Here is a 23,790-nt window from a genome sequence, read left to right as displayed (position 1 = left end):
GCCTCACCTGCCCCAGACGGCCTTGTATTGCGTGCGGTAGCCGTTGTCGGGGTCGAACACGTTCTTCGGCCCGCCGTCCTTGCCCACGTTGCCCATGGTCACCAGGTGCACCTTGGGCACATAGCCCGACCACTTCTCTTTGTTGAACGCGCGGTTGAGTTCGTCGACGATCTGCCAGCCCTGCATGTTCAGCGGCTCCGGCACCGTGCCGGCCTGGAACCGCTGCGTGCGGATGCGCTGGTACGCAGCCTCGGAGCCGTCCCCGGCGGACACCGCCTTGGGCGAGCCGTCGCCCTTCTTGCCGGCTGCCGTGAGCGACGGCCCCATGAAGTCGAAGTACAGGTCGTTGATGGCCAGCGAGTGCGTCCACTTGTCGCCGAAGCGCTGCAGCAGCGAGGTGGTGAGCTGCGGCATGCGGGTGGAGCTTTCGGAAATGGGGCTGTCCTCGAAGCTCAGCACCGTGCAGCCGCCGCACTTCTTGATGACGGCTTCCATGGCGCGCGCCTTGTACAGCGCAATGGCGTACTGCGAGTCGGTGAAGACCACCACGCCGGCCTTGCCGCCTGAATCGGCCACCACCCAGGAGGCAGCGACATCGGCCACGTCGTCGGTCACGGTGGTCACGTTGGCGAAGAGGCCCGCCTTGTCGTTCGGCCCCGGCTGCTCGCCCGAGTGCCAGCCGACCAGCGGAATGCCCGACTTGGCCGCGCCCGAGAACGCGGCCTTCTGCTCGGTGGTGTCGAAGCCGCCGACCACGATGCCCGCGGGCTTGACGGCCAGCGCCTGGTTGAGCGCGGCGGTGCGGCCGCTGACCGTGCCCTGCCCGTCGATGACGCGCACCGTCCAGCCGATGGCGCGGGCCGCTTCCTCCACGCCCTTGCTCACGCCGACGATGCCGCCGTTCTTCATGTCGCCCGCGACGAAGACGATGGTCTTGCCGGCGGTGGCCTTGGGGCCGGCGGTGGGGCCGTCCCACGTCTCCTTGGTCATGGTCGCGACCTCGACCTTCTTCTTCGCGGTGTCCAGAAAATCGTCGGCCGTCGCGTTGTGCGACAGCGTGGCGGCGCACAGGGCCAGCACGGCGGCGGCCGTGCACGCGTGAACACTCTTCTTCATGCTTTGTCTCCGGTGGTTGCAAGGGGCGCGGGCGGTGCGCGGTCGAGCTGCCGCTCGGCAATGCGCCGCTTGATCGAACGGTTGCGCCGCTGCTGCGCCCAACCCGCGATGCCGATGGACACCAGCAGCGTGAGGCCGTTGAACAGCGGCTCCACATAGAAGGCCCCGCCGAACTGCTGGATGCCCGAGATGCCGATGGCAAGAATCGCCACGCCCACCAGCGTGCCCCACACGTTCACGCGGCCGGGCCGGATGGTGGTGGAACCGAGGAAGGCGCCGACCAGCGCGGGCAGCAGAAACTCCAGCCCCACGCTGGCCTGCCCGATCTGCAGCCGCGAGGCCAGCAGCACGCCCGCAAAGCCCGACAGCAGCCCCGACGCGACGAAGGCCCCCATCACATGCTTGCGCACCGAAATGCCGTTGAGCTGCGCCGCCTTGGGGTTCGCGCCAATCACATACAGCGCGCGCCCCAGCGGCGTGAACTCGGTGACCACCCACAGCGTGACGCTCACTGCGAGCACATAGAAAGCGCCCACCGGCAGCCCCAGCAGGTTGCCGCCCGCGATGCCGACGAAGCCGTCTGGCAGCTCGCCCACCACCTGCCGCCCGCCGCTGTGCCACATGGCCACCGCGTAGATCACTGTGCCGGTGCCCAGCGTGGCAATGAAGGAGTCGATCTGCGCCAGCTCGACCAGCAGCCCGTTGAGCATGCCGAACAGCGCCGCGCACAGCAGCACGACCAGCACCGCCGCCGGCCACGGCAGCCCGAGCTGGGTCTGCAGGCTGATCGCCAGGATGTGCCACAGCACGATGCCGTAGCCCACCGTGAGGTCGATCTTGCCGGTGATCATGGGAATGGTCGCTGCCAGTGCGAGCAACGCAATGACCGACTTGTCTGCCAGGATCGCGCGCAGGTTGAACAGCGTCGGAAAGGTGTCGGGCAGCAGCAGCGAGAACAGCAACGCCAGCCCCACCATGAGCACCACGAGGCCGTAGACCGGCATCGAGCGGCCGATGCGCTGCAGCACCGACACCGCCTCGCCGTCAAGGGACTTGTCGGGCTCCAGCGCCGTGGACTTGATCGAACTGCTCATGCGGAAATTTCCTCGCGCGTTGCCGCGCCTGCTGCCAATGCCAAAAGTTTTTCGACCGTGATCGCTTCGCCCGTGAGTTCGGCCGCGATGAGCCCGTCGCGAAAGACCAGCACGCGGGTGCACACGGTCGCGATTTCCTCGAAGTCGGTGGAAACGACCACCAGCGCCGTGCCGGCTTCGGCGCGCTCGCGCAGCACGCCGTAGATCTGCCGCTTGGCGCCCACGTCGACACCGGCGGTCGGCTCTTCGAGCACCACCAGCGGCTTGTCCAGGTGGAACCAGCGCGCCAGCACCACCTTCTGCTGGTTGCCGCCGGAGAGCTGCTGCACCTCGGCCGAGGGCGCGGGCGGGTTGATGTCGAAGCGTTTGATGAGCGAGAGCGCGTGCGCGTTCTGGCGGCGCGGCCGGTCGAAGGCGAGGCCGCGGTCGCCGTGCAGTGCGGCGTTGGGGAACAGGTTTTCCAGCACGGTCATCGAGGCGGCAAGGTTTTCTTCGAGCCGTTCGCCCGCGACATAGGCCACGCCGGCGCGGATGGCATCGGCCGGCGAAGTGAAGTCGCAGGCGTTGCCCAGCAGTTGCATGCGGCCGGCCGACAGCGGCTCGCGGCCGAAGATGGCGCGGCTGATGGCCTCGTGGCCCGCGCCGCGCAGGCCGACCAGGCCCAGCACCTCGCCGCGGTGCACCACCAGGCTCAACGGGCCGGCGTTGCCGCTGGCCGCGCCGTCGAGCTGCAGCACCGGCTCGCCCTCTGCCGGCGCCCTCGCCTTCTGCACCGAAGCCGCAAGCGCCTTGCCGACGATCAGCCCGACCAGCTCGCCTTCGTTCGTTTGCGCGGTGGTCTTCACCGCCACCAGCTTGCCGTCGCGCATCACGGCGGCGCGGTCGGAGATGGCCATCACCTCGTCGAGCCGGTGCGACACATAAAGCATGGCCATGCCTTGGCGGCGCAGGTCGCGCAGCACGCCGAACATGCGCTCCACGTCGCTCATCGGCAGGCTGGCCGAGGGCTCGTCGAGCACCAGCAGCCGCGCCTTCACTTCGAGCGCGCGGCCGATGGCGAGCAAGGATTTTTCGGCACGCGTGAGCGAGAACACGCGGCGGCCGGGGTCGATGTCGCAGCCCACGCGCGCCATCACGCGGCGCGCTGTTTCGTTCGCGGCCGACCAGTCGATGAGCCCGAAGCGGCGCGGGTAGCCCGTGCCCAGGCCCACGTTCTCGGCCACGGTCATCCAGTCCACGAGGCCCAGGTCCTGGTGGATGAAGGCCACGGGTTGCTCCCGCCGGTCGCCGCGCCGCCAGTCGGCCTGCGGTCGGCCGTCGAACAGAATTTCGCCCCGGTCCGCGAGGTAGATGCCCGCCAGCAATTTGATGAGCGTCGACTTGCCCGCGCCGTTCTCGCCGAGCAGCGCAAGGATCTCGCCGGCACGCACATCGAGCGTGACGCTGTCGACGGCCTGCGTGCCGCCAAAGCGCTTGCTGATCGACTGAAACTGCAGCAGTGCAGCGTTGGCGCTCATGGGCCGGTCGCTCCCCGCGTGTTCAGGCGGATTCGGTAGAGCGAGGTGGAGGCACAGACGAACAGCTCGTTGCCATCGCTGCCGCCGAAGGTGAGGTTGCCCACCTTCTCCGGCACCGCGATGCGTGCCATGCGCGTGCCGTCGGGGTGGTAGACCTGCACGCTGTCGGCGCTGCTGGTGTAGACGAAGCCGTGCATGTCGACGCGAAAGCCATCGGCCAGCCCCGGGTTCACGACCGCGAACACGCGCGGGTTGGCCAGGTCCTGCCCGCCGATCACGTCGAACACCACGATGTGGTGATGCCCCGAGCCATCGGGGTGCGAGGCGGCCGAGGTGTCGCTCACATAGAGCAGGCTTTCATCGGGCGAGAAGGCCAGGCCGTTGGGTTCCTCGACCCAGTCGCTCACCGAGCGCAGCGCGCCAGTGGCGGGGTCGAAACGGAACACATGGTTGCGGCCCAGCTCGCCTTCGGCCTTGTGGCCCTCGTGGTCCGACGCAATGCCGTAGGGCGGATCGGTGAACCAGAGGCTGCCGTCGCGCTTCACGACGATGTCGTTGGGCGAGTTCAGCCGCCGGCCCTGGTAACGGTCGACCACCACCTCGTCGGCCAGCGGCAACAGGCCGGCCCCGAAGCGGGTGCGCACGATGGCGCGCTGGCCGTGCGAGCAGTGCAGCAGGGCACCGTCGCGCTCGCGTGTGTGGCCGTTGGTGAACTCCACGCCTTCGCGCCACACGCTCATGCCGGCTTCGGCATGCCAGCGCAGCATGCGGTTGTTGGGGATGTCGCTCCACAGCAGCGAGCTGTCTTCACGCAGCCAGACCGGGCCTTCGCTCCAGACAGCGCCGGTACACAGCCGTTCGAGCGTGCCGGCGCTGCTGGCGACGGACGCGAAACGGGCGTCCAGAACTTCGATGGAGGGGGTCACGGTGCGTACTTGTTGCGGCGGGGAGCGCAGTGTGGCACCACAAAAGATACCGGTAACATAGGCTTTTCCCGTACACCAAAGACTGCACATTTACCTCTGTAAATGTGAAGAATTTGCCTTTTTACGGGCGCCTCATTGCAATCGACATTGAGTTACCTGTATCTCATTTATCGCATCTTGGCGGTTGCTTACATTCATCGGGCTGAGACGTCCGTGTGACGGAGTTCACAGGCCTTCATGGCGCACCGCGCTCTTGAGGCATGCGGCGCCGAACACCACCCGATATTTGTATTGCCCGCCCAACGAAAGTCAGGCTTCACGACCCATGCACATCCGCCGCCTCACCCCTCAAGACGCATCCGTTTGTCACGCCCTGCGTTTGGCCGGGCTCCTTGAAGAGCCCACCGCGTTCGGCTCGAGCCACGAAGAAGAAGTTGCCTTTGCGCCCGACGTTGTTGCGCAACGCCTGGCCGAGCACGCCGACCAGGGCGTGTTCGGCGCATTCGAGCGCACACGGCTGATCGGCATCGTCGCGCTGCGGCGCGAAAGCATGGCGAAGCTGCGGCACAAGGGACTGATCTTCGGCATGTATGTCGCGCCCGACGCACGCGGCGCGGGCGTCGGGCGCGCGCTGCTCTCGCAGGCTCTTGCGCTGGCGCGCTCGGTGCCCGGTCTGCTTCAGGTGAACCTGAGCGTCAATGCCAGCAACGCGGCCGCTATCGCGCTGTACGAGTCGCTGGGCTTCGAGCGCTTCGGGCGCGAAGCTGGCGCCCTGAAGATCGGCGAGGTCTTGCATGACGAACTGCACATGGTCTGGCGGACCGGAGAGAGCCGGCAGGGCGCCTGAATCTCGGCGTCAGTGCTGATGAAAGACCAACGGGCCCGGATGGGCCGCAGCCCGCAGGCCGCCACTGTCCAGCCAATTGCGTGTGGTCGTGGCCGAGCGTTCGATCAGCGCGGCGCAGTGGCCATAGTCATACGACGAAACCTCCAGCGGGCACAGCGCAGGCACGACGCAGATGCGAACCTGCGAAGAAAAATGCGCAATGTCGTGCACCAGCTGGCGCGCCACCACGAGGCTCAGCGCATGGAGCGACTGACCGATCCAGCCGCGAGGCGGCGTCTGCAGTGCGCAGGCAAAGCCGGCGGGCAGCACCACGATGTCGGTTGCGCCCAGTTGCACCGCCGCCGCAATGGGCGTGTTGCTGCAGACACCGCCGTCCACCAGTTCACGACCTTCGATGGCGATGGGCGGAAACACGCCCGGGATGGCGCTGCTTGCCAGCACGGCGTCCACCACCGGGCCGCGGGACAGCACGACCTCGGTGCCGGTCACCCGGTCGCTGGCCACCACGTGCAAAGGCAGAACAGCGTCTTCGATTGCCTGGTAGTCGAGCGAGCGCTGAAGCAGGCGCCGCAATGCGCCGTTGCTCACCAGATGCTCCTGGCGCCCCATCAGCACGCGAAGCAGGGACATGAATGCGAAGGGCATCACATCGCGGCGCTGGATGTTGCACCACAGCCCCTGCAGTGCCGCAACGCCTTGTGCATGCGGCGCGCCTGCGAAGAACGCCGCGTTGATCGCACCGGCGGAGGCACCGACGACAAGGTCTGGCCGAACTTGGGCGCGAACAAGTTCGCGCAGCATGCCCACTTCCACCGCACCCAGGCTGCCACCACCGGCGAAGACGAACGCGGTGCGGGTCGTCATGGGCTTTGTGGCGGCAATGAGGAAGGCATGCGGTCTCCAGGCCGCCATCATGCGCGCCGCGGATGCGGCTGGGCAGGGCCGACAGCAGTTGTCACGAAGAGTTGAACTTTGCGTGATGCCTTGGCGGCGGGATGCGCCCTACAGTGCCACGCATGCACAACCCACACCAAGGAAGCGAGCCCGTTTCATCCGCTGCGCGAGTGAGCGTGCGAGTGCGATGGCAACGGAGACCGGTCGGCCGTATCGACGCCACCATGGGCCGTGTGATCCTGTTCGTCTTCGCGTTGTTCATGGCGGCCGGCGCAGCGCACGCGCAACCCATCACGCTGAGCGCCGCCGACGGCGTCAAGGTCTACGCGCACTACTGGCCGGCACAGGCCAGGGATGCGCCGCTGATCCTGGCCTTTCACCAGGCGGGCGCCAGCCACGCCGAATACACACCCCTGGCGCCACGCCTGAACCAGGCCGGCTTCAGCGTGCTGGCGATCGACCAGCGCTCGGGTGGCAATGAATTCGGCGGCACGAACCGCACGGTGGCCGCGCTGGGTCGCTCGGACAGCTACGACGCGGCACTCGCCGACCTCGAGGCTGCGTTGGCCTGGGGACGCGAGCATGTGGCCGGCGCACGCCCCATCGTCTGGGGTTCGAGCTATTCGGCCGCTCTGGTGTTCGTTCTGGCGGCGCGGCATCCCACCGAGGTGAAGGCGGTGCTGGCGTTCTCGCCGGACGAGTACCTGGGCAACCCCGAGGCCGTACAACAGGCCGCCCGCACGCTGAAGATGCCGGTGTTCATCGACCAGGCGACAGACGGTGCGGAGGTGGCTGCGTCGCGGGCTCTCTTCGACGTCATTCCGGGCAGCGCCAAGACACTGTTCATCGCCAGAACGAACGGCGTGCACGGTGCGGCCACTTTGCGCGACGACCGCAATGCCGCGGGCGCCGCTGAAAACTGGGCCGCTGTGAAGGCATTTCTTGCCACGCTGAAATAGCCGGTTCTCGCGAGGGAGCGCTCAGCCGCCGCTCCCCCGTTTCGGCCCATGTCCGCCGGCCGCCACGTGGCCCGGAAGACTCGACGCGTCAGGCCGCCACGCTCTCCCCGCCCACGTCCGCAAAGTCGATCAGCACCTTCATCGCCTGCTTGCGGTCGCTCGCCAACTCGAAGGCCTGGCGCGCCTGCAGCATCGGGAAGGTGTGCGTCACCACCGGCGACAGGTCGACCCGTCCTTCGTTGATGAGCCGCACCGCCAGCGCAAACTCCGCATGAAAGCGGAACGAGCCGCAGATGCTGAGCTCCTTGGCCACCACCATGTTCTGCGGAATGCTCACGTCGCCGCCCAGGCCCAGCTGCACGACCACGCCGCGCGGGCGCATCACCTCCAGGCCGTCGCGCAGCGCGCGCTCGTTGCCGGAGCATTCGAGCATCACGTCGAAGGTGCCCTTGTCGGCCGAGTAGCGCGACACCCATTCCTTGTCTGTCGCAACGTTGATGACCCGGTCGGCGCCCATGGCGCTTGCAATGGCCAGCGGCTCGTCGACCACGTCGGTGGCGGTGATTTCGGCCGCGCCATGCGCACGCGCCGCCGCAATGGCCAGCACGCCGATGGGCCCGCAGCCCGACACCAGCACACGCTTGCCCAGCAGCGGCCCGGCCCGCGACACGCCGTGCAGGCCCACAGAGAACGGCTCGGCCAGCGCGGCCAGGCGCAGCGGCACATGGTCGGCCACCTTCACGCACTGCGTGGCCTCACACAAGAGCATGTTGCGGAACGCCCCCTGCACGTGCGGCATGCGCATTGCGCTGCCGTAGAAGCGCATGTCCAGGCACTGGTTGGGCAGGCCTTCCAGGCAGAACTTGCAGGCACCGCAGGGCCGGCTCGGGTTGACGGCCACCTTGTCGCCGATGCGCACGTTGTCCACGCCTGGCGCCACCGCCACCACGGTGCCGGCCACCTCGTGGCCCAGCACCATCGGCTCCTTGATGCGCACGGTGCCGAAGCCGCCGTTGTGAAAGTAGTGCAGGTCGGAGCCGCAGATGCCGCCCATGCCGACCTTCACCAGCACCTGGCCGGGCCCGATTTCGCCGGCGTCCTGTTCGTCCAGACGCAGGTCGTCCGGGGCGTAGATCACGAGGCACATACAACGCAAACGCATGACGGTTCCTTCTTCAGGGTACGGGGGTGATGAGGGGGCGGCCCGCAAAGTGGGCCTCGAGGTTGCGGCGCACCAGCTCGCCCATGGCGCGGCGCGTCTGCTCGGTGCCGCTGCCATGGTGGGGCGTGAGCACCACGTTGTCGAGCGCGGCAAAGCGCGCATCGATGCGCGGCTCGTTGAGGAACACGTCGAGCGCCGCGCCGGCAATGCGCTTTTCTTCCAGCGCCTGCAGCAGTGCGCCTTCGTCGACGGTGGTGCCGCGCGACACGTTCACCAGCCAGCCCTTGGGGCCCAGTGCCTGCAGCACCTCGGCATCGACGATGCCGCGCGTGGCCTCGCCGCCGGGCAGGATCACGATGAGCACATCGCACCAGCCGGCCATGGCCGCCAGGCTCTCGAAGTGGCGGTGCGGGCTGTCGGGCTTGGCGGTGCGGCTGAAGTAGCCCAGCTCCACGTCGAAGCCCGAGAGCCGGCGCGCGATGGTGCCGCCGATGCGCCCGAAACCGGCAATGCCCACACGCTGGCCGAACACGCGCGTGGCCAGCGGCGGTGCGCCGTCGGCCCAGGCGCCGCTGCGCACGAACTGGTCGCCGCCCGCAATGCGCCGCTGCAGCGCCAGCGTGAGGCCCACGGCCAGGTCGGCGACGTCGCCGTTGAGCACGTCGGGCGTGTTGCTCACGTGGATGCCGCGCGCGCGGCAGGCGGCCAGGTCGATGGCGTCGGTGCCCACGCCGTAGCAGGCCACGAGCTCCAGCTTTGGCAGCGCGGCAATCAGCTCTGCGCTGGCGCCCAGCTCGCCACGGGTGGCAATGGCGCGGATGTGGGGTGCGTGTTCGGCAATGAAGGCCGCCCGGTCGGGCGCCTCCCAGAGCCGGTGCAGCGTGTAGGCGGCCTGCAGGGGCACCATGTCCCATTCCGGGTAGGGGCCGGCCATCAGCACGTGCGGGGAGTTTGCGGAAGCGGTCAAGCGGGTGTCTCCTGCGGATGACGGTGAAGAAAGGTTTCTGAAAAAGATACCGGTAACTTTAATCTTTTGCCAATGGAAAATCCACCAAAGCCGACGCTCGTTTCACCCGTTGACGGGTGCAGAAGATACCGGTAACGTCGGCCCGCCATTTGCCACCAGGCCCTGCCACCAGGCCCTGCCACCAGCGCCTGCAACCACGCCCTGCCACCACGCCCAGGAGATCTCCTTGAAACTGTTCGACCTTTCCGGGCGCACCGCCCTCATCACCGGCTCCAGCAAGGGCATCGGCTTTGCGCTGGCCAAGGCACTGGGCGACGCCGGTGCACGCGTGGTGCTCAATGCCCGCGACACCGCCTCGCTGAACGCCGCCCGCGACGCCCTGCGCGCCAAGGGCATCGCGGCCGAGGCCGTGGCCTTCGACGTGACCGACGCCGCCGCGGTGGAAGCCGGTGTGGCGGCCATCGAAGCCGACATCGGCGCCATCGACATCCTGGTGAACAACGCCGGCATGCAGCACCGCGGCCCGTTCGCCGAATTTCCCATCGACGCGTGGCACAAGATCACCACCACCAACATCGACAGCGTGTTCCTGGTGGGCCGCTTCGTGGCGCAACGCATGATCGAGCGCAAGCGCGGCAAGATCATCAACGTGTGCTCTGTGCAGAGCGAACTGGGCCGCCCCGGCATTGCGCCCTACGCCGCCACCAAGGGCGCGGTGAAGATGCTCACCAAGGGCATGGCCATCGACCTTGGCAAGTACGGCATTCAGGTGAACGGCCTGGGCCCGGGCTACTTCAAGACCGAACTCACGCAGGCGCTGGTGGCCGACGAGGCCTTCACCGGCTGGCTGTCGGGCCGCACGCCGGCCGGGCGCTGGGGCGAGGTGGAAGAGCTTGGCGGTGCCGCCATCTTCCTGGCCTCCGACGCATCGAGCTTCGTGAACGGCCACATCCTGTACGTGGACGGCGGCATCACCTCCAGCCTGTGACGGCATGAGCGTGCCCACTTCCTTGCCCACTCCCCTGTCGGCGTCCCTCCAGGTGCCGCCCCTGGCAGTGGTGGTCATGGGCGTCTCGGGCACCGGCAAGAGCAGCGTGGCCGCCGCGCTGGCGCAACGCCTGGGCGTGCCGTGGATCGACGGCGACGACCTGCACACGCACGAGGCGGTGGCACGCATGCGCGCCGGCCTGCCGCTGGCCGACGCCGACCGCTGGCCCTGGCTCGACCGCGTGGGCGCCTGCCTGGCCAACCGCGTGGCCGCGCCGCACGGCGTGGTGGTGGCCTGCTCGGCCCTGCGGCGTGCCTACCGCGACCGGCTGCGCGCGGCAGAGCCGGGGCTGCAGTTCGTGTTCTTGAACGGGCCGCCCGCGCTCATTCGTCAGCGCATGGCGCAGCGCGCCGGCCACTACATGCCGGCCGCCCTGCTCGACAGCCAGTTGCAGACGCTGGAAGCGCCCGACGACAGCGAGGCCGACGTGCTGCATGCCGCCATCGACACGCCGGTGCCGCTGATCGTGGCCAGCGTCGGCGCGCGGCTGGTGCAACGCACGGGCGCCGCCGCCTGAACCCAGGCGCGGTCACTCAAAGAATTTCAACCAGGAAGGAAAAAACCATGTTCATCCGCTGCGCATTCTTCAAGGGCCAGGTCAAGCCCGGCATGGAAGAGGCTTTCGACCGCCATGTGCACGAAAATCTCGTGCCGCTGTGGACCCGCTTTCCGGGCGTGCTCGAAGTGCGCGTGCTGCGCCAGATTGAAAGCGATGTGAGCGACCCCACGCTGGCGATGGTGCTGTCCACCCGCTATGCGAGCCGCGAGGACATTGCCATTGCGCTCGACTCCCCGGTGCGCTACGAAAGCCGCGAGGTGTCGAAGAAGCTGTTCGAAATGTTCGACGGCAGCGTGTTCCACACGGTGTTCAGCGCGGAGGAGTTCGCGCTCGCGGCTTCGTCCTGAGGGCCTTCGCCGGTTTGGCGGGCACGTTGGGCACGTTGGGCTCGACCCGCTTGGCGGCCTTGCCATTCAGGTCCGCCAGCTCCCACACACCGCCGGCCGCCGACACCAGCGCATGCGCGCTGTTGACCAGCCCGATGTGCGAAAACGCCTGCGGAAAATTGCCCAGCTGCCGCTTGCCCACAGGGTCGTACTCTTCGGCGAACAGGCCCAGGTCGTTGCCCAGCGCCAGCAGGCGCTTGAACAGCGTGCGCGCCTTGCGCAGCTTGCCCATGGCCACATACACGTTCGACAGCCAGAAGCTGCACGCCAAAAATGCGCCCTCCCCGCCCCGCAGACCGTCCACACCCTCTTCGGTGCGGTAGCGGTACACCAGGCCGTTGAAGATCAGCTCCTTCTCGATGCGCGCAATGGTGCCCTGCACCCGTGCATCGTGAATCGGCAGAAAGCCGATGAGCGGCATCCACAGCAGCGCCGCGTCGACCGCGTCCGCGCCGTAGTACTGCACAAAGGAGTTGCTGGTGGCGTCGTATCCACGCGCGCACACCTCGGCATGAATCTCGTCGCGCACCGCGCGCCATTGGTCCACCGGCCCTTCGAGCCCGAACTCGGTGGCGCTGGCGATCATGCGGTCGAAGGCCAGCCAGCACATGATCTTGGAGTGCACGAAGTGGCGCGGCTCGCCGCGCACCTCCCACAGGCTGCAGTCGGGCTCCTTCCACAGCACCATGAGCTGTTTGGCAATGGCGCGCTCCAGCGGCCACACCTTGTCCATGTCGGGCAGACCGGCCTTGCGCGATGCATGAAAGGCCGCAATGACCGAGCCGTACACGTCGAGCTGGCGCTGCCCGTGCGCGCCGTTGCCAATGCGCACCGGCTTGCTGCCTTCGTAGCCCGGCAGCCAGCCCAGCTCCTGCTCGGTGAGCGAGCGTTCGCCGTGCAGGCCGTACATCACCTGCAGCTCTTCGGGTGAGCCGCCCACGGCGCGCATCAGCCACCAGCGCCAGGCGCTGGCCTCTTCCACGTAGCCGGAGCCGATGAGCGCGTACAGCGTGAGCGCGGCATCGCGCAGCCAGCAGAAGCGGTAGTCCCAGTTGCGCTCGCCGCCCGGCTGCTCGGGCAGCGAGGTGCTGGGCGCGGCCACGATGCCACCGGTGGGCTCGTAGGTGAGCGCCTTGAGCGTGAGCAGCGAGCGCATCACGGGCTCGCGAAACTCGCCCTGGTAGCCGCAGCGTTCGCTCCACGCGCCCCACTCGGCCACGGAGCGCGCCAGCAGCGCGCTGGCGTCGCGCGTCACCGGCGGCGTGGCATGCGAGGGAAACCATTCGAGGCAGAACGAAATCGATTGCCCCGCGGACACGCTGAAGTCGGCGCAGCTCGCAAAGTTCTCGTTGACCAGCGGCACGCCAGATTGAATGCGCACCGCGTCGGGCCCGGCCGTGGCGTACACCGCGCCGTCGCGCCGCTCCACCCAAGGGCACCACTCGCCGTAGTTGAAGCGGATGCGCAGTGCGGTGTGCATGGCCACCGTGCCGCGCACGCCTCGCACGATGCGCACCACCTCGTGCGTGCCGCCGTCGGCCGGGCGCGGCATGAAGTCGGTGACGGTGGCGGTGCCCTTGGCGGTGTGAATGGTGGTTTCGAGCACCACGGTGCCGGGCAGGTAGCGCCGCGTGACGCGGGCCTTCGGATCCTTGGCGCGCAGCGTCCAGTGGCCGTTGCGCTCGTCGCCCAGCAGGCTGGCGAACATGGCGGCCGAATCGAAGCGCGGCAGGCAGAGCCATTCGATGTCGCCGCCCCGGTGCACGAGCGCCGCGCTGTGGGTGGAGCCGATGAGCGCGTAGTCGCCAATGGGCCGGGGGGCCTGGCGCGAGGCCTGAGTTGAAGCCTGGCGTGAGGCCTGACGTAAGGCATCGCGTTCGACAGGGCGCTCAGGCGGCGTTTTTTTGGGGCTGTGTGTCTGTGCCAAGCGGTCAAGGGTGAAGCCTGTTGCCACGGCCGCGCGACGGAAAGCAGCGCGACCGGTTGCCGGACAACGCCTGACGACCGTGGTCTGCGAACTTCTTCGCGCTGCACGCGAAATTCTTCCCGGCATACCGACGGTTTGACCATTGTTTGCATTCGAGTCCAGGGGCGCCTCCCACACTGCGCCGACCTTTTCTCACCCTCGACAGGAGTCATCGATGACGCCTCCTCCTCCCGCCCCTGATTCGGCCCCTGCCCTGGCCCATTCCCTTGCGCAGGCCCTCGCCGTCCTGAACAACCTGAGCCCCGAAGCCATCGACCGCCTGCGCCGCCCCATGGGCGTGCTCATGTTCCGGCTCGGCAAGCTGCTGTGCGCCGCCAAAGCACCCACGCTGCCGCTCGCTGCGCTGCTTCAGCAAGACCTGGCCGCCAGCCTGCGCCTGTACCCCGACCTGAAGCGCCTGGAGCCCGGCTTGCGCGAAGCGCTGGGCGTGCTCACGCAGGTGCTGGCCGGGCTCGGCGGCCACATCGCCAACCCGCCTGCGCACAAAGAAGCCGACCATGACGCCGACGACACCTGGGGCCGTCCGCTGCCCGACCTGCCGCTGTACCGCGCCATCGGTGCGTTCGCCCTGGCCTTTCCGGTTCGCACCGATTCGCGCCGCTACGAAATGCAGCCCGGCGAAGAGTCGGTGGTGCATGCGAACGGCAACGACAAGCCCAAGCTGCGCGAGGATGCGCAGCGCAGCTTCGCCACGCTGCTCGATGCCTGCGACTACCAGGCCGGCGGCTGGCGAGCGCCCTTCACATCGGAGCCCGCCTACGCAGCCAACGGCATGCCCTTCATCGACGCGCCGCTGCCACGGCCGGTGCGCAGGGGCGATTGCTATTGGCGCAAGCCCAGGGGCGGCACCTCGCCCGACTTCGTGGTGGTGCCGCCGAACGCACCGGCACCCCGCGCGGCCCAGGTAATGCACGCGGTGGAGCTGAAGTTTGCGCAAGACGCGCTCGGCCTGCGCCAGAGCCAGCGGCTGGCCGACCTGTTCGGGCGCGACCGGTTGCACGTGCTCTACCTGCCGGGCCCGGACAGCATGCATGGGCACGACGCACTCCCCGCCGCCGACCTGCAGCGCTGGACCGACGCGCTGCGCCACGACCCCAACGCCACGGTGACGGTGCCCGCGGGCCCGGCCGGCAGCCCGCTGCAAACGCCCGCCACCTGGCGGCTGGGCATGTTCGCGTCGGCCTGCTTTTATGTGCACTCGCGGGCCGACGCCGCGCGGCTGGCCGTGGTCGTTCCGCGCCTGCACCAGGAGTTTCAGGCGCTCACAGGCCAGGCGCTGACCCGCTACATGGCGCTGCGCAGTGGCGCGGTCTCGCGCAAGGCCTACACGCAGGAAGACATCGACGCGCACTGCCTGAAGCACGCCGACGACATGGTGTGCATCCACGGTTTCGATGCACCGACGAAGGAAAGCGCCTCGTGCTTCGAGTTTCAGGCGGTGGTGCAGTTCTGCCGCGCGCGCCAGCCCAGGCCGTCACCGGAGCTGGACTACCTCGCGCTGCAGTTTCCGTTGGCGTTCTGGAGCGCGCACAAGCACGAGCTGCGCGCCTGGTGGCTGAGCGCGCTGCAGCGGCTGCATGCCGTGCAGGCCCGCATGGGCCTGGGCATGGGCCGCCCGCCGGTGCTGGAACGCCACCCCTTGCAGGAACCCGCGGAGTTCGCGTTGGCGCGCTGCTTCCTCGGCCTGGACATCGACAAGCCCTTCTTCATGCGCGACGCCATGGGCCTGGAAGGCGGCATCCGCACGCCGGGCTTTGCCGTGCTGCTGAGCAGCGATCAGGCGCAGAGGCTGGGCGGCATGCCGACGCTGTCGGGCGCCTTGCGCAAGATGCCCGGCCTGCGCCTGCATCCGTGCGGCAATGGGTTGTGGGTCGAGGCCGGCCACGCGCCCGCGTTGCACCCCGTGGAACAAGGCGTGCCGGCCGCGCTGCGCGCGCTGGCCGAGGCCTTGAAGCCGGTGCGGGCGCAGCGGCCGTGGCTGGTGAGCTACCCGCCCAACGAGGCGCGCGACGACATCTTCACGCCCGCCACGGCGGCGCAATGGCTGCGCCGTTTCGATGCGGACGTCGATGCCAACATCGATGCCAACATCGACGCAGGAAAGGCGCCTACAGCACGTCCTTCAGCTTCGCCCGCAGCCGGCTGATCGCCTGGCTGTGCAACTGGCACACGCGCGACTGGCTCACCTCCAGCACGGCGCCAATTTCGCGCAGGTTCAGTTCTTCTTCGTAGTAGAGGTTCAGCAGCAGCTGGTCGCGCTCCGGCAAGGCAGAGATGGCGTCCACCAGCTGGTGGCGAAAGCCGCTTTCCAGCAGTTGCTCCAGCGGGTCGTTGCCGCCGCGCCGGTCCTTGCGCGACTCCTTCGACTGCGCGTCCAGAAACGGGTTTTCGCCGTCGTCCTTCGAGAAGTCTTCCACGTAGAGAAGTTGGCAACCCTGAATGTCCTGCAGCAGCGACTGGTAGGCCTCCAGGTCCATCTTCAGTTCCTTGGCGATCTCCCCTTCGGTGGGCGCGCGCCCCAACCGGTGGCCCAGTGCGTGAATGGCTTTTTCCACGCCGCGCGACGACTGGCGCAGGCCGCGCGAGCCCCAGTCGTTGGCCCGCAGTTCGTCGAGCATGGCGCCGCGGATGCGCTGGCTGACAAAGGTCTCGAACTGCGCGCCGCGGTTGTCCTGGTAGCGGCTGGAGGCGTCCAGCAGGCCCAGCATGCCGGCCTGAATCAGGTCGTCCAGTTCCACGCTGGCAGGCAGCTTGGACATCATCTGCAGCGCGATGCGACGCACCAGCGGTTGATGCTGCGCCAGCAGGTGCGATTTTTCGATGGTTCCCTGTGCGGTGTACACGGCCGTCCTTTTCCGTTGAGAGGGTCGGCGGCTCAGGCGGCCAGCAGCGGCTGCGCCGCGCGCCAGGGCCAGCGGCCCATGTCGTCGGCCAGGCGCCGGAAGTCGACCGCCGCCGCGCTGGCCGGAAAGGCCTCGGCAATGGTCTGCTTCAGTCGCCAGGCATCGGGCAGGCGCGGGTCGAAGCGCACCAGGCCGGCAGGCTGCAGCGACAGCGCGAGATAGCGGCTGCCGGCGTTGGCTAGGTTGTTCATGATTTTCTGGGCGGCGTCGACATCGACCACGCCATTGATGAGAAAACGCAGCTGCTTCAGGCCGTGCGCGTAGTGCAGGTTCTTGATGCCCGCGTAAGCCGAGGTGATGGACGCCGGGTGCGGCTTGAGCACCAGCAGCAGATCGTCCGCGCCGCGCGCGAGCGGCGACAGGCGCCCCTCCGCGTCGAAGGCCGCGTCCACGATCACCACGCCGTCGGGCCACAGCGCGCGCGGGTCGGTGGTGTCGGGCGCCACGCCCGGAGGCGCGGGCAGCACATGCACGCCGCACCCGGCCTTGACCTCGGCGCCGTCCAGCGTGAGCCGGTGGTTGGCCACGTCGGCCAGGCTGCCCAGGGGGTCGATGGCCCAGACCTCGCAGGCCGAGCCTTCCTTGGGGCAGTGCTCGTCCAGCAGCAGCACGTTCTTGCCCTGCTGCACCAGCGCCACGCCCAGGTTCATGGCCGCGGTGGTGCCGCCGGCGCCCTGCCCCATGCCCGCCACGGCCACCACGCGCGTGGGCTTGGGCGCCAGCAGACGCCGCAGTCCGTCGGCCTGATCGGCAACCAGCTTGCTCATGCGGTGGTCCTCCTCACCCGAGGTGCTCCAGCGCGCGTGGCGCTTGCGTGGGTGCGCTCGACTCGGTGCCCAGCGCCTCCAGCAGCAAGAACAACTTGCCCACGCCCGCATACAAGGCGCTGCCGCTCATGAGCCGCGCGTTGCGCACCGGGCGCCCCGTCAGTTGGCCCAGCAGCGTGCGCGTGCGGTCGGCCCACTCGCCTTCGGCGTGCAGCAGGCGCCACACGGTGGTGGTGACCTGGCCCGCGATGAGCAGGCGCTTCATGTTGTCCGGGTCGCCCAGCGCGCCGATGCCGCCCACCAGCTGCACGCCTTCGCGCAACAGGCGGAAGCACGGCTCGGCGTCGTTGGCCCAGCCTTGCCACTGCGCCAGCTGGCGCGCCGTGACCTCGGTGCCCACGTTGGACAGCGCATGGCTCTGCGCCAGCACGTTGCCGGTGCGCGCGTCGAGCATGCGAATGGCCACGCAGCGCAAGGCCGGCATGGCGTCGCGCTCCACACCCGCCGCGGCAGCCGCGGCGTTGAAGCGCAGCACCACGTCGACCTGCGCCTCGCAGCGCAGCGCGGGCTTGCCGCGGTAGCGCACGGGCTGGCCTTCGCTGAACTCGAAGTCCATGCGCGCCAGCGTGTCGGGTGCGCCGGTGCGCGTGTCGATCACGGCGGTGGAGCCCGGCGCGCGCGCCAGCCAGCGCTGGCCGGTGGCCTGCCACTGCACCATCGCCTCGATGCCGGGCAGGCGCGTGAGCACATGCACCAGCGGCTTGTCGCTGAAGTCCTGCTGGCGCAGCCAGGGCGCCTGGCGTGCGCCGGGCTTGCGCGCGGGGTTTTTCACGCCGCGCGTGGCGGCGGTGGCCAGCCACTGGTTGGGCGCCGCGAGCGGCAGGCCCGAGCGGTCCGACAGCAGCAGGCTGCCATGGCATTCATAGGCATCGCCGCCCTCGTTGGAGCGCAGGCCGATCTGGCCCGACAGCGCCAGCACATGGGTCTGGCAGCCGGCGGCCACTTCGGCGCGCGCATGCACGGCAAGGTCTTGCAGCAGGGCCTTCTGGCCCACTTGCTCGTCGCCTGCCTGACGCCACAGGCCGCGTGCGCGCTCGAAGCCGATCTGCGCGCCGGCCAGCGCGCCGGCGGCCGTGGCCAGCTCTTGCGCGTCGTGCGCCATGGCGCGAATCAGGTTCTGGTATTTCAGGCGCAGCCGGTCGGTCTCGCCCTGGGCCTGCACCACCTGCGCGGAAGGGCCCGCGCCCGTGGGCTCTTCCTGCAGGTCGCTCTCGGCCGGCACGAACAGAGCGTTGTGCTGGCGCGGCTGAAACACGCTGTCCACCAACTGCGCGCGGTCGGCCTGCATCAGGTTCTCGGGCACCTTCTGGCCGCTGGAGATGTAGTGCACCGGCAGGCGGTGGCGAATGACTGTGTCGATCAGCGCGCCGGGGTGCGTGGCCTCATCGACCTTGGTGAAGATGCAGCCGGTCAGCTCGTTGCCGTTGCGGTAGGCATGCACCACCTCGTTGAGCGTGTCGCCGTGGCTGGTGGCGTTCAGCAACAGCAGGCGCTTCACCGGGCGCGGGCTCTGGCCCAGCATGGCGATCTGCTCGGGCACGGCGCGGTCGCGCTGGCTCATGCCCACGGTGTCGATCAGCACCATGTGCTTGTCGCGCAGGTCCTGCAGCACCAGGTGCAGGTCGGCCGCGTCCTTCACGGCGTACACCGGCACGTTGAGGATCTGGCCGTAGATGCGCAGCTGCTCGTAGGCGCCGATGCGGTAGCTGTCGGTGGTGACCAGCGCGAGCTTGTCGGCGCCGAAGCGCATCACGCAGCGCGCGGCCAGCTTGGCGGTGGTGGTGGTCTTGCCCACGCCGGTGGGGCCCATCAGCGCATACACGCCGCCCTGGGCGAACAGCGCGTCTTCGTCTTCATGCACGGGCACCGCGCGAATGAGCTCCGAGCGCACGTAGGCCATGCCTTCGGCATAGCTCTGGCCGGTGGGCAGCTTCTCGAGCATGGCCTTGGACAGGCGCGCGCTGAAGCCGGCGCCGAGCAGCGTGCGCAGCAGGCGGCCGCGCACCGGATCGCGGCGCTGCTTGTCGTTCCACACCACGCTGGCGAGCTGCTCTTCGATCATGCCGCGCATGGAGTGCAGCTCGTTGAGCACGGTGTCGGTTGGGGCGGGGGCGGCCGCGGGTGCAGGCGCCGGGGCCGGGGCCGGTGTGGGTGCCGCGGCATGCACGGAGTGCGCGGCGGGCATCACGGGCGACAGCGGCACGGGGCGCGCGGGCGGTGCAACGGGTGCAACCGGGGCATTGGGCGCAACCGCCGCAATGGGCGCGGCAATGGCGACAGGCGCCATGCGCGCAACCGGTGCAACCGGTGCAACTGCTGCGATCGGCACAGGCGCGGCCGTACCCACCACGCTCTGCATCTCGCCCTCCACCATGGCGACGATCTCGACGCCTTCCGGCGCCACGCGGTGGCTGAGCACGATGGCGTCGGCGCCCAGCGCCTCTCGCACCAGTCGCAGGGCTTCGCGGCTGGTGGCCGCGGTGAATTTGCGTGCGGTCGTGCGCACGTCGGTCTGCTGGGAATTCAAACGCGTCCTCCAATGGCGGCAGTGATCTTGATGGTGCGGGAGTCAGGAATCTCCGCATGCGAAAGCACCTTGAGCTGCGGCAGGCTGCGCCGCAGGAATCGGGAAAGCAGTACCCGCAGCGCGTGCTGCACCACCAGCACGGGCGCCAGGCCCAGCTGCTCCTGGCGCACGATGGCGGCCTGCGCCTGGCGCAGCAGGTTGTCGGCAATGCCGGGCTCGATGCCGCTGCTGTTGGTCAGCGCCTGCTGCAGCACGCCGTCCAGCGAGCCGTCCAGGCCAATGACCTGCATCTCGGCCTCGCCCGGGAACAGCTGCTGCGTGATGGCGCGGCCCAGGGCCAGGCGGGTGAGCGTGGTGAGCTCGGTCGGGTCTTTGATGCTGGGCGCGTGCTCGGCCATCACGTCGAGGATGGTGCGCATGTCGCGAATCGGCACCTCTTCGTCGAGCAGGTTCTGCAGCACCTTGTGCAGCGTGCTGAGCGACAGCACCTTGGGCACCAGGTCTTCGGTGAGCTTGGGCGCGGTCTTGGCGATCTGGTCGAGCAGCTGCTGCACTTCCTGGCGCCCGAGCAGCTCGGCCGAGTGCGTCTGAATGAGGTGGTTCAGGTGCGTGGCCATCACGGTGCAGGCATCGACCACCGTGTAGCCGTACACCTGTGCCTGCTGGCGCAGGCTGGCGTCGATCCACACGGCCGCCAGGCCAAAGGCCGGGTCGCGCGTGGGCGTGCCGGGCAGCGAGCCCGTCACCTGGCCGGGGTTGATGGCCATCCACTGGTTGGGGTAGGCCTCGCCGCGGCCGATCTCCACGTCCTTCAGGCTGATGATGTACGTGTTGGGGTTGATCTCGAGGTTGTCGCGGATGTGCACCACCGGCACCAGAAAGCCCACCTCCTGCGCAATCTTCTTGCGGATGCTCTTGATGCGCCCCAGCAGCTCGCCCTGCTGCGACTGGTCCACCAGCGGAATGAGGCGGTAGCCCACCTGCATGCCCAGCGGGTCGACCATGGCCACGTCGTCCCAGGTGGCCTCGGCCATTTCGGCGGCGGGCGTGGCGCTGGCGGCCTGCGCGGCGGCTGCGGCCTGTTGCGCGGCCTCCTTCGGCTTCTTCATGAGCAGGCGGCGGCCCAGCCACACCAGCCCGCCCGCGATCAGCAGGAACGCCAGGTTGGGCATGCCCGGAATCATGCCCAGCATGCCGACGATGCCGGCCGTGAGAAACAGCACTTGCGGGTTCGAAAAAAGCTGGCCAGTCAGCTGGCTGCCCACGTCCTCGTCGGTGGTCACGCGCGAGACGATCACGCCGGCCGCGGTGGAAATCACCAGCGCCGGAATCTGCGCCACCAGGCCGTCGCCGATGGCCAGCAGCGTGTAGGTTTTGCCGGCGGTCGAAAAGTCGAGCCCGTGCTGGATCATGCCCACCACCAGCCCGCCAATGATGTTGATCACCATGATCAGCAGGCCCGCAATGGCGTCCCCGCGCACGAACTTGCTGGCACCGTCCATGGAGCCGTAGAAGTCGGCCTCCTGCGCCACTTCCTGGCGGCGCTTGCGGGCCACTTCTTCGCCGATCAGGCCAGCGTTCAGGTCGGCGTCGATGGCCATCTGCTTGCCGGGCATGGCGTCGAGCATGAAGCGCGCGCCCACCTCGGCAATGCGGCCCGCGCCCTTGGTGATCACCATGAAGTTGATCAGCACCAGAATGATGAACACCATCACGCCCACGGCAAAGTTGCCGCCCACCAGGAAGTGGCCGAAGGCCTCGATCACCTTGCCCGCGGCATCCGGCCCGGTGTGGCCGTTCATCAGCACCACGCGGGTGGAGGCCACGTTCAGCGACAGGCGCAGCAGCGTGGAAAACAGCAGCACCGCCGGAAAGGCTGCGAAGTCCAGCGCCTTCATGGTGTACATGCTCACCAGCAGCACCATCACCGAGATCGCGATGTTGAAGGTGAACAGCAGGTCGAGCAAGAACGGCGGCAGCGGCAGCACCATCATGCTCAGGATGAGAATGATCAGCACCGGCCCCGCCAGGCCCTTGAACTGCGTGCCGCCACCGAACATGTTCGGCGGCAGGCGCAGGAAATTGGTCATCGCGTTCATGCGGCTTGGGCTTCCACGGGTTTCGGTGTGTCGGTGTATTGAAGGTCCGCGGGCACCGGCAGGTCGCTCGGCGTGCGGGGGGCGTCACCGCCGTCGGTCTTCCAGCGCTTGAGCTGGTACACCCAGGCCAGCACTTCGGCCACGGCTGTGTACAGGCCCGCCGGAATTTCTTCGCCCAGCTTGGTGTGCTTGTAGAGCGAGCGCGCCAGCGGCGGCGCTTCGAGAATGGGCACGTTGTGCTCCCTGGCCAGCTCGCGAATGCGCGCGGCCACCAGCTCGGTGCCCTTGGCCACCACGCGCGGCGCGCGCATGTCGTTGTCCAGGTACTGCAGCGCCACGGCAAAGTGCGTGGGGTTGGTCAGAATGATGTCGGCCTTGGGCACCTCGGCCATCATTCGGCGGCGCGCCATCTGCTGCTGCTGGCGCCGAATCTGCGCCTTGATGTGCGGATCGCCTTCGCTTTCCTTGTGCTCCTGGCGCAGGTCTTCGCGCGACATGCGCAGCTTGCGGTAGTAGCTCCACAGCTGAAACGGCACATCGATTAGCGCCACCAGGAACAAGGTGGCCGCAATCAGCGCGCAGTGCTTGGCCACCAGCGCCATGGCGTGGGGCAGCGCGTAGTGCGCGGGCTGGGCCATGAGCGCCATCAGGGCTTCGATGTCGCGCGACACCACCCACCAGGCGACCCAGCCGATCAGCGCCGACTTGGACAGCGCCTTCACCAGCTCGGCCAGCGACTGCGCGGAAAACATGCGCCCGATGCCGGCCAGCGGGTTGAGCTTGCCGGCGTTGAACGACACGGCCTTGCCGGAGAACATCCAGCCGCCCAGCATCAGCGGCGCGGCCACGGCGGCCACCATCATCATGCCGAACCACGGGCCGATGGCCATCAGCGCCTGCAGCGCCATGAGCCCGCTCTGGGCCAGCATGTGCTGCGGGTCGAAGGCGCTGTCGCGGTCGAACTGCAGGCCCAGGCGCAGCGAGCCGTCCATGCTCTTGCTGAGCGACTCGCCCGCGAGCCACAGGCCCGCGCTGGCGGTCGCCAGCATCACGAACGTGGTGAGTTCGCGTGAACGGGCAACGTTGCCTTCCTCGCGCGCCTTTTCCAGGCGCCGCTCGGAGGCGGGTTCCGTTTTTTCGAGATCGCTTTCCTCAGACATTCATGCTCCGAACCGACCGTGGCGACGTACGCCTGGCCCATGACCAAATTATTGAATTCGGTCGCTCGGAACAATCTGCCGATCAAGGCCCTTATCGCCCTGCTCTTCGCACAATCGGCAAGGGCGCGCCGTGCTCGGCCCTGCTCGACAGTGCCCTGGGGGCTCAGAAGCCCAGGCTCTCCAGCAGGTCGTCGACCTGCGCCTGGTCGGTCACGGCGTCGGGGTTGCCGGGCTTGAACTGGGGGCCGTTCTGCAGGCTGTGCACGGCCTCGGGGCGCTTCTCGGCCGGGGAGTTGTCGATGAGCACCTGGAGCAGCTGCGTCTCCAGGTCGTTGACCACTTCCATCATCTTCTTGATGACCTGGCCGGTCAGGTCCTGGAAGTCCTGCGCCATGAGAATTTCCATCAGCTGCGAGTTGATGGCGCTGGCGCGCTGCGGCACTTCTTTGAGGTAGCCGCGCGTGTCCAGCACCAGCTCGCGCGCATGGTCGAGTTCGATCGGGTTCTCGAACCACTTGTCCCAGCGCTGGCTCAGGCCCTTGGCGTCGGTGGCCAGCGCTTCCTGCAGCGGCTGCGCCACGTCGATGGCATTGAGCGCGCGGTGCGCCGCGCGCTCGGTGGTCTCGGCCACGTAGCTCAGGCGGTCGCGCGCGTCCGGAATGGCTTGCGCGGCCTTGGCCACTTCCTTGTCCAGGCCCAGCTCACGCAGGCCTTCGCGCAGCTGGCGCGTGAGCTGGCCGATGCGGCCCAGCAGCTGTTCGGCGGTGTTGGTGTTAAGGGAGTCCACGGCCTCCTTGGCGATCTGGCTCATG

20 protein-coding genes are annotated in these 23,790 nt (G+C 68.4%); 6 read left to right on the top strand and 14 right to left on the bottom strand.

The window, feature by feature from the left end; genetic code table 11:
* Positions 1 to 3 precede the first annotated feature (3 nt).
* The 4 genes from VLK31_RS17590 to VLK31_RS17575 are packed head-to-tail and all read right to left on the bottom strand — an operon-like array spanning position 4 to position 4,653.
* Positions 4 to 1,116, bottom strand: coding sequence for a substrate-binding domain-containing protein (locus tag VLK31_RS17590; protein ID WP_409169698.1), 1,113 nt, complete (start codon positions 1,114 to 1,116; stop codon positions 4 to 6).
* Complete coding sequence (locus VLK31_RS17585; RefSeq protein WP_409169697.1) at positions 1,113 to 2,210, bottom strand: ABC transporter permease; 1,098 nt, start codon at positions 2,208 to 2,210, stop codon at positions 1,113 to 1,115. The genes VLK31_RS17590 and VLK31_RS17585 overlap by 4 nt, the downstream gene beginning before the upstream one ends.
* The gene (locus tag VLK31_RS17580; protein ID WP_409169696.1) at positions 2,207 to 3,727 is read right to left on the bottom strand and encodes a sugar ABC transporter ATP-binding protein; all 1,521 of its coding nucleotides are present in this window, start codon (positions 3,725 to 3,727) and stop codon (positions 2,207 to 2,209) included. The genes VLK31_RS17585 and VLK31_RS17580 overlap by 4 nt, the downstream gene beginning before the upstream one ends.
* Positions 3,724 to 4,653 (bottom strand): SMP-30/gluconolactonase/LRE family protein, encoded by a 930-nt coding sequence (locus tag VLK31_RS17575; RefSeq protein ID WP_409169695.1) that lies wholly within the window; start codon positions 4,651 to 4,653, stop codon positions 3,724 to 3,726. The genes VLK31_RS17580 and VLK31_RS17575 overlap by 4 nt, the downstream gene beginning before the upstream one ends.
* A 325-nt stretch (positions 4,654 to 4,978) precedes the next feature.
* Between VLK31_RS17575 and VLK31_RS17570 the strand changes: the two genes are divergently transcribed.
* A complete protein-coding gene (locus VLK31_RS17570; protein ID WP_409169694.1) occupies positions 4,979 to 5,500 on the top strand; it encodes a GNAT family N-acetyltransferase in 522 nt (173 codons plus the stop codon).
* A 9-nt stretch (positions 5,501 to 5,509) separates the two neighbouring features.
* Here the strand turns inward: VLK31_RS17570 and VLK31_RS17565 are convergent, their stop codons facing one another.
* Positions 5,510 to 6,364: a patatin-like phospholipase family protein gene (locus tag VLK31_RS17565; protein WP_409169693.1), complete on the bottom strand. Its 855-nt coding sequence runs from the start codon at positions 6,362 to 6,364 to the stop codon at positions 5,510 to 5,512.
* Positions 6,365 to 6,618: 254 nt separating this feature from the next.
* Here VLK31_RS17565 and VLK31_RS17560 point away from each other — a divergent pair, with 254 nt between their 5' ends.
* Positions 6,619 to 7,353, top strand: a complete 735-nt coding sequence (locus tag VLK31_RS17560) for an alpha/beta hydrolase (RefSeq protein ID WP_409169692.1) — start codon at positions 6,619 to 6,621, stop codon at positions 7,351 to 7,353.
* An 88-nt stretch (positions 7,354 to 7,441) separates the two neighbouring features.
* On the opposite strand, the gene VLK31_RS17555 is transcribed toward VLK31_RS17560, so the two are convergent.
* Complete coding sequence (locus VLK31_RS17555; RefSeq protein WP_409169691.1) at positions 7,442 to 8,515, bottom strand: L-idonate 5-dehydrogenase; 1,074 nt, start codon at positions 8,513 to 8,515, stop codon at positions 7,442 to 7,444.
* A 13-nt stretch (positions 8,516 to 8,528) separates the two neighbouring features.
* On the bottom strand, positions 8,529 to 9,482 hold the full coding sequence (locus tag VLK31_RS17550) for a 2-hydroxyacid dehydrogenase (RefSeq protein ID WP_409169690.1): 954 nt from the start codon (positions 9,480 to 9,482) through the stop codon (positions 8,529 to 8,531).
* 226 nt (positions 9,483 to 9,708) lie between these two features.
* Between VLK31_RS17550 and VLK31_RS17545 the strand changes: the two genes are divergently transcribed.
* Genes VLK31_RS17545 through VLK31_RS17535 form a run of 3 tightly spaced genes read left to right on the top strand, consistent with a single transcriptional unit; the run spans position 9,709 to position 11,436 of the window.
* A complete protein-coding gene (locus VLK31_RS17545) occupies positions 9,709 to 10,470 on the top strand; it encodes an SDR family oxidoreductase (protein WP_409169689.1) in 762 nt (253 codons plus the stop codon).
* 4 nt (positions 10,471 to 10,474) lie between these two features.
* Positions 10,475 to 11,047 carry a gluconokinase gene (locus VLK31_RS17540; RefSeq protein ID WP_409169688.1) on the top strand — a complete coding sequence of 191 codons (573 nt, stop codon included), beginning with the start codon at positions 10,475 to 10,477 and terminating at the stop codon, positions 11,045 to 11,047.
* A 47-nt stretch (positions 11,048 to 11,094) separates the two neighbouring features.
* The gene (locus VLK31_RS17535; protein WP_409169687.1) at positions 11,095 to 11,436 is read left to right on the top strand and encodes an antibiotic biosynthesis monooxygenase; all 342 of its coding nucleotides are present in this window, start codon (positions 11,095 to 11,097) and stop codon (positions 11,434 to 11,436) included.
* Here VLK31_RS17535 and VLK31_RS17530 read toward each other — a convergent pair.
* On the bottom strand, positions 11,399 to 13,285 hold the full coding sequence (locus VLK31_RS17530) for a glycoside hydrolase family 15 protein (protein ID WP_409169787.1): 1,887 nt from the start codon (positions 13,283 to 13,285) through the stop codon (positions 11,399 to 11,401). The genes VLK31_RS17535 and VLK31_RS17530 overlap by 38 nt on opposite strands.
* 331 nt (positions 13,286 to 13,616) lie before the next feature.
* Here VLK31_RS17530 and VLK31_RS17525 point away from each other — a divergent pair, with 331 nt between their 5' ends.
* Complete coding sequence (locus VLK31_RS17525) at positions 13,617 to 15,608, top strand: type VI immunity family protein (protein ID WP_409169686.1); 1,992 nt, start codon at positions 13,617 to 13,619, stop codon at positions 15,606 to 15,608.
* Here the strand turns inward: VLK31_RS17525 and VLK31_RS17520 are convergent.
* The 6 genes from VLK31_RS17520 to cheZ all read right to left on the bottom strand — a co-directional run bounded on the left by VLK31_RS17520 (position 15,571) and on the right by cheZ (position 23,789).
* Positions 15,571 to 16,305, bottom strand: a complete 735-nt coding sequence (locus tag VLK31_RS17520; protein ID WP_409169685.1) for an RNA polymerase sigma factor FliA — start codon at positions 16,303 to 16,305, stop codon at positions 15,571 to 15,573. The genes VLK31_RS17525 and VLK31_RS17520 overlap by 38 nt on opposite strands.
* A gap of 32 nt (positions 16,306 to 16,337) precedes the next feature.
* On the bottom strand, positions 16,338 to 17,132 hold the full coding sequence (locus tag VLK31_RS17515) for a flagellar biosynthesis protein FlhG (protein WP_409169684.1): 795 nt from the start codon (positions 17,130 to 17,132) through the stop codon (positions 16,338 to 16,340).
* A gap of 13 nt (positions 17,133 to 17,145) precedes the next feature.
* Positions 17,146 to 19,719 (bottom strand): flagellar biosynthesis protein FlhF, encoded by a 2,574-nt coding sequence (flhF, locus tag VLK31_RS17510; protein WP_409169683.1) that lies wholly within the window; start codon positions 19,717 to 19,719, stop codon positions 17,146 to 17,148.
* Positions 19,716 to 21,818 carry a flagellar biosynthesis protein FlhA gene (flhA, locus tag VLK31_RS17505; RefSeq protein ID WP_409169682.1) on the bottom strand — a complete coding sequence of 701 codons (2,103 nt, stop codon included), beginning with the start codon at positions 21,816 to 21,818 and terminating at the stop codon, positions 19,716 to 19,718. The genes flhF and flhA overlap by 4 nt, the downstream gene beginning before the upstream one ends.
* Positions 21,815 to 22,978, bottom strand: coding sequence for a flagellar biosynthesis protein FlhB (gene flhB / locus VLK31_RS17500; protein WP_409169681.1), 1,164 nt, complete (start codon positions 22,976 to 22,978; stop codon positions 21,815 to 21,817). Before flhB ends, flhA begins: the two co-directional genes overlap by 4 nt.
* A gap of 163 nt (positions 22,979 to 23,141) precedes the next feature.
* Positions 23,142 to 23,789, bottom strand: a complete 648-nt coding sequence (gene cheZ, locus VLK31_RS17495) for a protein phosphatase CheZ (protein ID WP_409169680.1) — start codon at positions 23,787 to 23,789, stop codon at positions 23,142 to 23,144.
* Between the last annotated feature and the right edge of the window lies 1 nt (position 23,790).

The organism is Variovorax sp. H27-G14 (assembly GCF_046156345.1).
In the GTDB taxonomy this organism is placed as follows: domain Bacteria; phylum Pseudomonadota; class Gammaproteobacteria; order Burkholderiales; family Burkholderiaceae_C; genus Variovorax.
This window is presented reverse-complemented; position numbering and strand designations above follow the sequence as displayed.